The 11200-nt window shown below is 69.7% G+C and carries 9 protein-coding genes; 2 read left to right on the forward strand and 7 right to left on the reverse strand.

Going from position 1 to position 11200, the window contains the following annotated elements; all coding sequences use genetic code 11:
* Positions 1 to 98: 98 nt before the first annotated feature.
* Complete coding sequence (locus VLF38_RS11115) at positions 99 to 2303, reverse strand: NADP-dependent isocitrate dehydrogenase (RefSeq protein WP_325271326.1); 2205 nt, start codon at positions 2301 to 2303, stop codon at positions 99 to 101.
* A 246-nt stretch (positions 2304 to 2549) separates the two neighbouring features.
* On the opposite strand from VLF38_RS11115, the gene aqpZ reads away from it, so the two are divergent.
* Positions 2550 to 3287 carry an aquaporin Z gene (gene aqpZ / locus VLF38_RS11120; RefSeq protein WP_325271327.1) on the forward strand — a complete coding sequence of 246 codons (738 nt, stop codon included), beginning with the start codon at positions 2550 to 2552 and terminating at the stop codon, positions 3285 to 3287.
* 73 nt (positions 3288 to 3360) lie between these two features.
* Here the strand turns inward: aqpZ and katG are convergent, their stop codons facing one another.
* Both katG and VLF38_RS11130 read right to left on the reverse strand, forming a co-directional pair.
* Positions 3361 to 5595, reverse strand: coding sequence for a catalase/peroxidase HPI (katG, locus tag VLF38_RS11125; RefSeq protein ID WP_325271328.1), 2235 nt, complete (start codon positions 5593 to 5595; stop codon positions 3361 to 3363).
* 26 nt (positions 5596 to 5621) lie between these two features.
* Positions 5622 to 6050, reverse strand: a complete 429-nt coding sequence (locus VLF38_RS11130) for a Fur family transcriptional regulator (protein WP_325271329.1) — start codon at positions 6048 to 6050, stop codon at positions 5622 to 5624.
* A gap of 159 nt (positions 6051 to 6209) precedes the next feature.
* Between VLF38_RS11130 and VLF38_RS11135 the strand changes: the two genes are divergently transcribed.
* Positions 6210 to 7205 (forward strand): malate dehydrogenase, encoded by a 996-nt coding sequence (locus tag VLF38_RS11135; RefSeq protein WP_414689391.1) that lies wholly within the window; start codon positions 6210 to 6212, stop codon positions 7203 to 7205.
* A gap of 70 nt (positions 7206 to 7275) precedes the next feature.
* Here the strand turns inward: VLF38_RS11135 and VLF38_RS11140 are convergent, their stop codons facing one another.
* From VLF38_RS11140 to purN, 4 genes are all read right to left on the reverse strand, one after another.
* A complete protein-coding gene (locus tag VLF38_RS11140) occupies positions 7276 to 7707 on the reverse strand; it encodes a DUF3017 domain-containing protein (RefSeq protein ID WP_325271330.1) in 432 nt (143 codons plus the stop codon).
* Position 7708: 1 nt separating this feature from the next.
* On the reverse strand, positions 7709 to 8560 hold the full coding sequence (locus VLF38_RS11145; protein ID WP_325271331.1) for a bifunctional methylenetetrahydrofolate dehydrogenase/methenyltetrahydrofolate cyclohydrolase: 852 nt from the start codon (positions 8558 to 8560) through the stop codon (positions 7709 to 7711).
* Positions 8561 to 8801: 241 nt separating this feature from the next.
* Positions 8802 to 10427 carry a bifunctional phosphoribosylaminoimidazolecarboxamide formyltransferase/IMP cyclohydrolase gene (gene purH / locus VLF38_RS11150; RefSeq protein WP_325271332.1) on the reverse strand — a complete coding sequence of 542 codons (1626 nt, stop codon included), beginning with the start codon at positions 10425 to 10427 and terminating at the stop codon, positions 8802 to 8804.
* Complete coding sequence (gene purN, locus VLF38_RS11155) at positions 10424 to 11071, reverse strand: phosphoribosylglycinamide formyltransferase (protein ID WP_325271333.1); 648 nt, start codon at positions 11069 to 11071, stop codon at positions 10424 to 10426. Before purN ends, purH begins: the two co-directional genes overlap by 4 nt.
* Positions 11072 to 11200: the final 129 nt, after the last annotated feature.

Here is an 11200-nt window from a genome sequence, read left to right on the forward strand (position 1 = left end):
CGCGCGAATCCATGGCGGCAAACCGCGCACAGGAGCGGTTTCCCGGAAATGCACCGACGCCCGGCCACCCACGTGGGGCGACCGGGCGTCGATCAGCCTCAGAGGGCGGCGAGCGCCTCGTTGAGCGTGGCCGACGGACGCATCACCGCGGAGGTCTTCTCGGCGTCCGGGTAGTAGTAGCCACCGATGTCGGCCGGCTGGCCCTGGACCGCGAGGAGCTCCTCGACGATCTTCGCCTCGTTCTCGCGCAGGCTCTTGGCCAGGGGCGCGAAAGCGGCAGCCAGGTCGGCGTCGGCGGTCTGCGCCGCGAGCTCCTCGGCCCAGTAGAGGGCGACGTAGAAGTGCGAGCCGCGGTTGTCGATCGTGCCCAGCTTGCGACCCGGCGAGCGGTCCTCGTCGAGGAACGTGCCGGTCGCGGCGTCGAGGGTGTCGGCGAGGACCTGGGCACCCGCGGCGCCGGCCTGCTCGGCGTACTTCTCGAACGAGGGGACGAGCGCGAAGAACTCTCCGAGGGAGTCCCAGCGGAGGTAGTTCTCGTTGACGAGCTGCTCGACGTGCTTGGGGGCCGAGCCACCGGCACCGGTCTCGAAGAGGCCGCCGCCCTGGATCAGCGGGACGACGGAGAGCATCTTCGCCGAGGTGCCGAGCTCGAGGATCGGGAAGAGGTCCGTGTTGTAGTCACGGAGCACGTTGCCGGTCACGGAGATCGTGTCCTCGCCCTTGCGCATGCGCTCGAGCGAGTAGGCGCAGGCCAGCGACGGCGCGAGGATCTGGATCTCGAGGCCCTCGGTGTCGTGCTCGGGCAGGTAGGCGTTGACCTTCTTGATGATCTCCGCGTCGTGGGCGCGGGTCTCGTCGAGCCAGAAGATCGCCGGGGTCTGGGACGCGCGGGCGCGGGACACGGCGAGCTTGACCCAGTCGCGGACCGGGATGTCCTTGGTCTGGCAGGCACGCCAGATGTCGCCGGCCTCGACGTCGTGCTCGAGGAGCACCGTGCCGTCGGCACCCAGGACGCGGATCGTGCCGGCCTCGGCGATCTCGAAGGTCTTGTTGTGCGAGCCGTACTCCTCGGCCGCCTGGGCCATCAGACCGACGTTCGGGACGGTGCCGATGGTGGCCGGGTCGAGCGGGCCGTTCTTCTTCACGTCGTCGATGACGGCCTGGTAGACGCCGGCGTACGACGAGTCGGGGATGACGGCGAGCGTGTCGTCCTCGCCGCCGTCGGCGCCCCACAGGCGACCGCCGTTGCGGACCAGGGCCGGCATCGAGGCGTCGACGATGACGTCGGACGGCACGTGCAGGTTCGTGATGCCCTTGTCGGAGTTGGTGTAGGAGAGGCGCGGACCGTTGGCCAGCGCGGCGTCGAAGGCCGCCTTGATCTCCTCACCGTTGGGCAGCGAGGAGAGGCCGCCGAGGATCGAGCCGAGACCGTCGTTGGCGGAGAGGCCCGCCGCGGCGAGCTGCTCGCCGTACTGCGCGAAGACGTCGGCGAAGTAGGCCTTCACGACGTGGCCGAAGACGATCGGGTCGGAGACCTTCATCATCGTCGCCTTGAGGTGGACCGAGAAGAGGACGTCGTCGGCCTTGGCCTTCGCGAGCGCGTTGGCGAGGAAGGCGTCGAGGTGCGCGGCCTCCATCTTCGTGGCGTCGACGATCTCGCCCTCGAGGACCTTGAGGCCCTCGAGCAGGGTGAGGTTCTTGCCCGCAGCGGTCTCGAGGACGATCGAGAGGGTGTCGTCGGCCGCGAGGGTCACGGACTTCTCGTTGGACTTGAAGTCGTGCTCGCCCATCGTGGCGACGTTGGTCTTGGAACCCTCGGTGAAGGGCTTGTTGGTGTGCGGGTGCTTCTTGGCGTAGCTCTTCACCGACAGCGGCGCGCGGCGGTCGGAGTTGCCCTCACGCAGGACGGGGTTGACCGCGGAGCCCTTGACCTTGTCGAACCTGGCCCGGTTCTCCTTCTCCTCGTCGGTCTGCGGGTCCTCGGGGTAGTCCGGGACGGCGTAGCCCTTCTCCTGCAGCTCCTTGATGGCGGCCTTCAGCTGCGGAACGGAGGCGGAGATGTTGGGGAGCTTCACGATGTTGGCGGCAGGGGTCTTGGCCAGCTCGCCGAGCTCGGTGAGCGCGTCGTCGGCCAGGCCGAACTGCGCGAGGATGCGCGCGGCGACCGAGATGTCGCGGGTCTCGATCTCCACGCCAGCCTTGGCGGCGTACGCCTGGACGATCGGGAGGAACGAGTACGTCGCCAGGAGCGGCGCCTCGTCGGTGTGCGTGTAGATGATCTTCTGGTCCGTCACCGGAGGCATCCTCTTTCGCGAGCGTGAATAAGTCTTGACGTCAAGATATCTCAGGTGGGCAACCGGACGCGACCGGGCTCACACCCTGGCCCATCCTGCCCGCTCGACTCCCCCGCGGGAACCCGGGCAGCGCATCAACTCGGCACGACCCGGACGACACGGACATCACGGTGTGCCGACGCGCGTCCAACCGCGGCCGGGTGGCCCTAGCGTCAGCATCACGGGGGACACCACTTTTTCTTCGGGAGGTACTGAATGTCTGCACCCACCTACGGTCCGGCCTCGCGCTGGACGGCCGAGTTCCTCGGCACGCTCGTGCTCGTCCTCGGCGGCTGCGGCACGGCCGTGCTCGCCGGCGAGTACGTCGGAGTTCCCGGCGTCGCGCTCGCCTTCGGCCTGACCGTGGTCGCCGGCGCCTACGCCTTCGGGCACGTTTCGGGCGGCCACTTCAACCCGGCCGTCACGGTCGGCATGGCCACGGCGGGACGACTGCCGTGGACCGAGGTTCCCGGCTACGTGGTCTCACAGGTGCTCGGCGGCACGCTCGGCGCCGGGATCCTCTGGGTGATCGCGTCGGGCAAGGACGGCTTCACCACCGGCGACGGCTTCGCCACCAACGGCTACGGCTCGCACTCCCCCGACGGCTACAGCCTCCTCGCCGTGGCTGTCGTCGAGGTCGTCATGACCGCGATCTTCATCCGGGTCATCCTGGGTGCGAGCGCACGCGCCGCCACCCCGGGCTTCGCGGGCCTCGCGATCGGCCTCACGCTGACCCTGATCCACCTGGTCTCGATCCCGGTCAGCAACACCTCGGTCAACCCGGCCCGGTCGCTGGCGGTCGCCTGGTTCAACATGGACGGCCTGGCCCAGGTCTGGCTCTTCATCGTCGCCCCGATCGTCGGCGGCGTCCTCGGCGCCCTGCTCTACCGCGGCGAGGACGACATCGCCGACGCGATCGGCGACGCAGCCGACAAGGTCGACGACCGCTTCTGACCCAGCCACACCCCCGTCGTACGCCGAAGGGCCCGGCCACCGTGAGGTGACCGGGCCCTTCGTGCGTGCTGGCTCAGGCCAGGTCGAAGCGGTCCAGCTCCATGACCTTGGTCCACGCCGCGACGAAGTCGTTGACGAACTTCGCCTGGGCGTCGTCCTGGGCGTAGACCTCCGCGAGCGCCCGGAGCTCCGAGTTGGAGCCGAAGACCAGGTCGACGGCGGTCGCGGTCTTGACGACCTCACCGGAGACGCGGTCGCGACCCTCGTAGACGTTCTCCTCCGAGGCCGACGGCTTCCACTCCGTGCCCATGTCGAGCAGGTTCGTGAAGAAGTCCGTCGTCAGCGCGCCGACGCGGTCCGTGAAGACGCCGTGGTTGGTGGCGCCGTGGTTGATGCCCAGGCCACGCAGGCCGCCGACGAGGACGGTCATCTCCGGCGGGGTCAGGCAGAGCATGTTGGCCCGGTCGACCAGCAGCACCTCGGCGGGGGTCTTGTCACCCTTGCGGAGGTAGTTGCGGAAGCCGTCGGCGCGCGGCTCGAGGACCTTGAACGACTCGACGTCGGTCTGCTCCTCGGTGGCGTCGGTGCGACCCGCACGGAACGGCACCGTCACGTCGTGGCCGGCCGCCTTGGCAGCCTGCTCCACACCGGCGTTGCCCGCGAGGACGACGAGGTCGGCGATCGAGACCTGCTTGGCGTCGGTGTCGAAGCCGGCCTTGACCTGCTCGAGCACGTCGAGGACCTTGGCGAGCTCGGCCGGGTTGTTGACGTCCCAGCTGCGCTGCGACTCGAGGCGGATGCGACCACCGTTGACGTCACCGCGCTTGTCGGAGTTGCGGAACGACGAGGCAGCGGCCCAGGCGGCCGACACGAGCTGCGCGGCCGAGAGGCCCGCCTCGAGGATCTTCGCCTTGAGCGACGCGGCGTCCGCGTCGTCGATGAGGGCACCCTGCTGGGCCGGGACCGGGTCCTGCCAGATCTGCGCCTCGGCGACCCACGGACCGCGGTAGCGCGAGAGCGGGCCCATGTCGCGGTGGAGCAGCTTGTACCAGGCCTTGGCGAAGGCCAGGCGGAACTCGTCGGGGTTCTGGTGGAACCGGCGCGAGATCTCCTCGTACGTCGGGTCGACGCGGAGCGCGAGGTCCGTGGTCAGCATCTGCGGCTTCTTGCTCGGCTCACCGTGGGCGCCGGGGATGATCGCGTCGGCGTCCGTGGCGGTCCAGATGTGGGCGCCCGACGGCGTCTTGTCGAGCTCGTACTCGAAGCCGAAGAGCATGTCGAAGAAGCCCGTGCCCTTGCCCCACGAGGTGGGGGTCGGGGTCCAGGTGACCTCGAGGCCAGAGGTGATCGTGTCGACACCCTTGCCGGAGTTGAACGAGCTCTTCCAGCCGAAGCCCTGCTCCTCGATCGCGGCACCCTCGGGCTCCACACCGACGAGGTCCGGGTCACCGGCGCCGTGGCCCTTGCCGAAGGAGTGGCCGCCGGCGATCAGCGCGACGGTCTCCTCGTCGTTCATCGCCATGCGGCGGAAGGTCTCACGAATGTCGCGGGCAGCAGCCAGCGGGTCCGGGTTGCCGTTGGGGCCCTCGGGGTTGACGTAGATCAGGCCCATCTGGACCGCACCGAGCGGCTCGGCGAGCTCGCGCTCACCGGCGTAGCGCTCGTCACCGAGCCAGGTGTCCTCGGGACCCCAGAAGACCTCCTCGGCCTCCCAGACGTCCGGGCGACCGAAGGCGAAGCCGAAGGTCTCGAAGCCCATGTCCTCGAGCGCGACGTTGCCGGCGAGGACGAGCAGGTCGGCCCAGGAGATCGCCTGTCCGTACTTCTTCTTGACCGGCCACAGCAGGCGGCGGGCCTTGTCGAGGTTGCCGTTGTCGGGCCACGAGTTGAGCGGGGCGAAGCGCTGGCCGCCGTCGCCGGCGCCACCGCGACCGTCGTAGATGCGGTAGGTGCCCGCGGCGTGCCACGAGAGGCGGATCATCAGGCCGCCGTAGTGACCGAAGTCAGCCGGCCACCAGTCCTGCGAGTCGGTCAGGACGGCCTTGACGTCGGCCTTGAGGCCCTCGACGTCGAGGCCCTCGAGCGCCGCGGAGTAGTCGAAGTCGCCGAGCGGGTTCGACTTGTCGCCGTGCTGGCGAAGCGGCGCGAGGTTGAGCTGGTTGGGCCACCAGTCACGGTTGGAGTGCGGGCGCGAGGTCTTCGGCTGCGGCGAGTCGAGCGCGGGGTTCTCGCTCTCGCTCCCCTGACCGGTCACGCCGCTGTGGTCGATCGGGCAGCCGCCGAGGGGATTGGCGGAGGGGTCGGTCATGGGGAGCAACCTTTCACTACGGGTTTTCAGGAACGGACGGACGAGCAGGCGGGGCAGGTGCCCCAGTAGATGACTTCGGCCTCGTCGATCGCGAAGCCGTGGTCGGACGACGGGTCGAGACAGGGAGCCGCGCCGACGGCGCAGTCGACGTCGGCGATCGCGCCGCACGAGCGGCAGACCGCGTGGTGGTGGTTGTCACCCACGCGCGACTCGTAACGGGCCACGTGGCCGTGCGGCTGGATCCGGCGGACCAGGCCCGCCGCCGTCAGCGCCGCGAGCGAGTCGTAGACGGCCTGGTGCGAGACCTCCGGAAGCCCCCGGCGTACGACGGAGATGACGGTCTCCGTGTCCGCGTGGGGATGGCCGCAGACAGCCTCCATCGTCGCCACCCGCGGGCGGGTGACGCGGAGGTCGGCACCTCGAAGGAGAACCGAGTAGTCGGGGCGCGGGGTCATGGCTTCACCATGGCACCTTTTCTGGAATCATTCAAGATAAGAGTGCGTGTCGCGCAGATGTCTGTTGCACGGACTGGAAATCGGACGCACTCCCTCACGGTCGGGACCGCTGCTAGCGTCGAGCGCATCCGCAGTCCCCTCCCCCGTCCAGGAGTTGTCGTGAGCACCAACCCGACCGTGGCACCGCTCAAGGTGGCCGTCACCGGCGCCGCCGGCCAGATCGGTTACAGCCTTCTCTTCCGTCTCGCCAGCGGCGCCCTCGGCGACCGCCCGATCGAGCTCCGCCTGCTCGAGATCGAGCCCGCCCTCAAGGCTCTCGAGGGCGTTGTCATGGAGCTCGACGACTGCGCCTTCCCGCTGCTGTCCGGCGTCGAGATCGGTGCCGACCCGACGAAGATCTTCGACGGCGTCAACCTCGCCCTCCTCGTCGGCGCGCGCCCGCGCGGTCCCGGCATGGAGCGCGGCGACCTGCTGTCGGCCAACGGCGCGATCTTCACCGCCCAGGGCAAGGCGCTCAACGAGGTCGCCGCCGACGACGTCCGCATCGGCGTCACCGGCAACCCGGCCAACACCAACGCGCTGATCGCGATGACCAACGCCGTCGACATCCCCGACGAGCGCTTCTCCGCGCTCACGCGGCTCGACCACAACCGGGCGATCTCGCAGCTGGCGACGAAGACCGGCGCCTCGGTCAACGACATCACGAAGATGACGATCTGGGGCAACCACTCCGCCACGCAGTACCCCGACCTCTTCCACGCCGAGATCGCCGGCAAGAACGCCGCCGAGGTCGTCGACGACCAGGCCTGGGTCGAGGAGTTCTTCATCCCGACCGTCGCCAAGCGCGGCGCGGCGATCATCGACGCCCGTGGCGCCTCCTCGGCCGCGTCCGCCGCATCGGCCACCTGCAACGCCGCCCGCGACTGGCTCAACGGCACCCCGGAGGGCGACTGGGTCTCGATGGCAGTCGTCTCCGACGGCTCCTACGGCGTCCCCGAGGGCCTCATCTCGTCGTTCCCGGTCACCACCTCCGGGGGCAACTGGGAGATCGTGCAGGGACTGGAGATCTCGGAGTTCTCGCGCGGCCGCATCGACGCCTCCGTCGCCGAACTGGCCGACGAGAAGGCCGCGGTCACCGAGCTCGGCTTGATCTGACCCCTCGTCGAAACCCGGGTTTCTGGTGCGCCGGAACCCGGGTTTCGGCGTCTTCAGCCCCGGATCCTGGTCAGACGGGCTGGTCCGGGATCGTGATCGCCAGGACGATCAGCACGATCCCCACGCTGCCGACCAGCAACGTGTCGAACCGCCGACGTCGTACGCCGAGCATGCCGGCGTCGTCGCCGGGCAGGAGCAGCCGACCGGCCGTGGCGACGAGCAGCGAGCTGCCCAGCCAGGAGACACCGAGCCGCCAGTTGCCGGTCGCGGCGATGCCGATGCCGACCAGGGCGAGCACGAGCACCACGAGGTAGACCGCGCCGCCGATCGTCGAGGGCTGCTTGACGCGCGCGATGTCGCGCAGCGGCGGCAGCGGCCCGCGCACGGCGTCGACGCCGGCCACGACGTCGTCGGGGAGGTCCGCGTCCTCGGGGAGGATCGGCTCGGTGGCGTCCGCCGGATCGGCAACCGCTTCGGTCGCGTCGACCGGCTCGTCGCTCACGTCAGGCCAGCTTGCTCTCAGCGATGCTCACGACATTGGCCAGCAGCATGGCCCGCGTCATCGGGCCGACGCCGCCGGGGTTGGGCGACACCCAGCCTGCGACCTCCCAGACGTCGTCGGCGACGTCGCCTGTGACCTTGCCGTCGACGCGCGAGACGCCCACGTCGAGGACGGCGGCGCCGGGCTTGACCATGTCGGCGGTGATGATGCCGGGGACGCCGGCGGCCGCGACGACGATGTCGGCCTTCCGCACGTGGGCGGCCAGGTCGACGGTGCCGGTGTGGCAGAGGGTGACGGTGGCGTTCTCGCTACGGCGCGTCATGAGCAGGCCCAGCGGGCGGCCGACGGTGACGCCGCGCCCGACGACCACGACCTCCTTGCCGGCGATCTCGACGCCGTGGCGACGCAGGATCTCGACGATGCCGAACGGCGTGCAGGGCAGCGGCGCCTCCTTGCCGAGCACGAGCCAGCCGAGGTTGGTCGGGTGCAGGCCGTCCGCGTCCTTGGAGGGGTCGATCAGGCCGAGCACGCGGTTCTCGTCACGACCGCGCGGAAGCGGGAGCTGCACGATGTAGCCGGTGCACGCCGGGTTCTCGTTGAGCTCGCGGACGGCGTCCTCGATCTCCTCCTGCGAGGCGGTCTCGGGCAGGTCGATGCGGATCGACTCGATGCCGACCTCGGCACAGTCCTTGTGCTTGCCGCCGACGTACCACCGCGAGCCCGGGTCGTCGCCGACCAGGATCGTGCCCAGACCGGGCACGACACCCTGATCGCGGAGGGCGGCGATGCGGGACTTGAGCTCGTCCTTGATCGCGGCGGAGGTGGCGGTGCCGTCAAGCTTCTGTGCAGTCACGCGCGGCAGTCTAGTGGTCACGGCCGCCTCCAGCGAGCCGTCGCTCATCCCGGGCGTGTTGCGACTTACGCATTGCGTACCGCAATCCGCAACAGCACTCGCTCTGGATTTCGATGATGTACGCCGAGGCGCGCGAACTCACAGTCCGCAAGCGCCCAGGCGGCGCGTACTCGCAGATCCCTGCAAGTACGCGCCGCCTCGGCACGGAACCGGTGCAAGTACGCGCCGCCTCGGCGTTCGCTCAGTGGAAGAAGTGGCGCGTACCCGTGAAGTACATCGTCACGCCGTGCTGCTTGCAGAGCTCGATGGTGAGCTCGTCGCGCACGGAGCCGCCGGGCTGGACGATCGCCTTCACGCCGGCCTCGATGAGGATCTGCGGGCCGTCCTCGAAGGGGAAGAAGGCGTCGGAGGCAGCGACCGAGCCCTCAGATCGGTTCACTGCGCGCTCTCCTTCGACCAGCAGGGAGTTGGCACGCTCGACGGCGAGCTTGCAGGAGTCGACGCGGTTGACCTGGCCCATGCCGATGCCGACCGCTCCGCCATCGCGAGCGAGCAGGATCGCGTTGGACTTGGCCGCACGCACCGCCCGCCAGGCGAAGGCGAGGTCGGCCAGGGTCGCCTCGTCGGCAGCCTCGCCGGTGGCCAGCGTCCAGTTGGCCGGGTCGTCGCCCTCAGCCTGGAACTGGTCGACGTGCTGCATGAGCAGGCCGCCGGAGATCGGACGGGTCTCGACGCCACCGGCCGCGAGCGGCTCGGCGACGAGGATCCGGATGTTCTTCTTGCCCTGGAGGATCTCGACCGCACCCTCGGCGTACGACGGGGCGACGATGACCTCGGTGAAGACCTCGGCGACCTGCTTCGCCATCTCGACGGAGACCTCGGTGTTGGTGGCGATCACGCCGCCGAAGGCCGAGACCGGGTCGCACTCGTGGGCACGTCGGTGCGCCTCGGCGACGTCCGCGCCGACGGCGACGCCACACGGGTTGGCGTGCTTGATGATCGCCACCGTCGGCTGATCGCCATGGTCGTACGCCGCGCGGCGGGCCGCGTCGGTGTCGACGTAGTTGTTGTACGACATCTCCTTGCCGTGCAGCTGCTCCGCACCCGCGAGGCCCGCGGAGCCGAAGCCCGAGCGGTAGAGCGCCGCCGGCTGGTGCGGGTTCTCGCCGTAGCGGAGCACCGCCGACTTGTCCCAGGTCGCGCCGATCCAGGCGGGGAAGCCGGTGCCCTCGGAGGAGTCGGTGACGACGTTGCCCATCCAGGACGCGACCTGGACGTCGTAGGTGCCCGTGTGGACGAACGCCTTCGTCGCCAGGACCTTGCGCTCCTCGTAGCTGAATCCGTCGCCCTGCGCGGCGGCGAGCGCCGCGGCGTAGTCGGCACCGTCGGTGACGATCGCGATGTTGGCGTGGTTCTTTGCCGCGGCGCGGACCATCGTGGGACCGCCGATGTCGATCTTCTCGATGCAGTCCTGGATGCCAGCGCCGGACGCGACGGTGTCGGCGAACGGGTAGAGGTTCACCACGACCATGTCGAAGGCCTCGATGCCCATCTCGGCGAGCTGCGCGACGTGGTCGTCGAGGCGGCGGTCGGCGAGGATGCCGGCGTGGACGCGCGGGTGCAGCGTCTTCACGCGGCCATCGAGGCACTCCTGGAAGCCGGTGAGGTCCTCGACCTTGGTGACCGGCAGGCCGAGCGACTCGATGAGCGCGGCGGAGCCACCGGTGGAGACCAGCTCGACGCCCGCCTCCGCCAGGCCGCGGACGAGCTCCTCGAGCCCGGTCTTGTCGAAGACCGAGACGAGCGCGCGCTTGATCTTGACCTTGTCGGGGGTCTCGACCTTGCTGAAGTCGATGGAGGAGCTCACAGTCCGAACCGGACCTTCCTGTCGGTGATGCGGAAACCTTCACGGGCCAGCCGGCCCACGTTGTCGACGAGCATCTGCCGCTCGGCGACCTTGATGCGCTCGTGGAGCGCGGAGACGTCGTCGTCGTCCTCGACCGGGACGACGGTCTGGGCGACGATCGGGCCTGTGTCGACACCTGCGTCGACGACGAAGAGCGTCGCGCCGGTGACCTTCACGCCGTACGCGAGGGCGTCGCCGGGGCCGTTGACGCCGGGGAACGACGGGCACAGCGCCGGGTGGGTGTTGACGACCCTGCCCTCGAAGCGCTCGAGGAAGTGCGGGCCGACGAGCTTCATGAAGCCGGCGAGCACCACGAGGTCGGGCTCGAAGGCGTCGACCTTGTCCGCAAGCGCCTTGTCCCAGGCCTCGCGGGAGGAGAAGTCCTTCAGGCTCGCGACGAAGGTCGGCACGTTGCTGCGGTCGGCACGCGCCAGCCCTTCGATGCCCTCGCGGTCGGCACCGACAGCGACGATGCGGGCGCCGTACGCCGGGTCGACGGCCGCGTCGAGCAGTGCCTGGAGGTTGGTGCCCGAGCCGGAGACCAGGACGACGACGCGCGCAGGGGCGCCGGTGACGGCGTCGGGAACGGGCGGCGGAGTGGACACGAGTGCGGAGTTTATCCGCGCTCGGGCCCCTCCTCTGCCTCCGTCTCGGTTGCCCCCTTGCGGCGCAGCAGCCGGCCGAGCAGAGGCACGGTCGGCTCGCCCCCTCCAGAGGTCTCCGCACCCGCCGAC

This window comes from Nocardioides sp., from assembly GCF_035481145.1.
Classification (GTDB): Bacteria; Actinomycetota; Actinomycetes; order Propionibacteriales; family Nocardioidaceae; genus Nocardioides.

Coding starts and splice junctions, on each gene's coding strand:
- VLF38_RS11115 (WP_325271326.1), bottom strand. CDS start 2,303: ATGCCTCCGGTGACGGACCAGAAGATCATCTACACGCACACCGACGAG.
- aqpZ (WP_325271327.1), top strand. CDS start 2,550: ATGTCTGCACCCACCTACGGTCCGGCCTCGCGCTGGACGGCCGAGTTC.
- katG (WP_325271328.1), bottom strand. CDS start 5,595: ATGACCGACCCCTCCGCCAATCCCCTCGGCGGCTGCCCGATCGACCAC.
- VLF38_RS11130 (WP_325271329.1), bottom strand. CDS start 6,050: ATGACCCCGCGCCCCGACTACTCGGTTCTCCTTCGAGGTGCCGACCTC.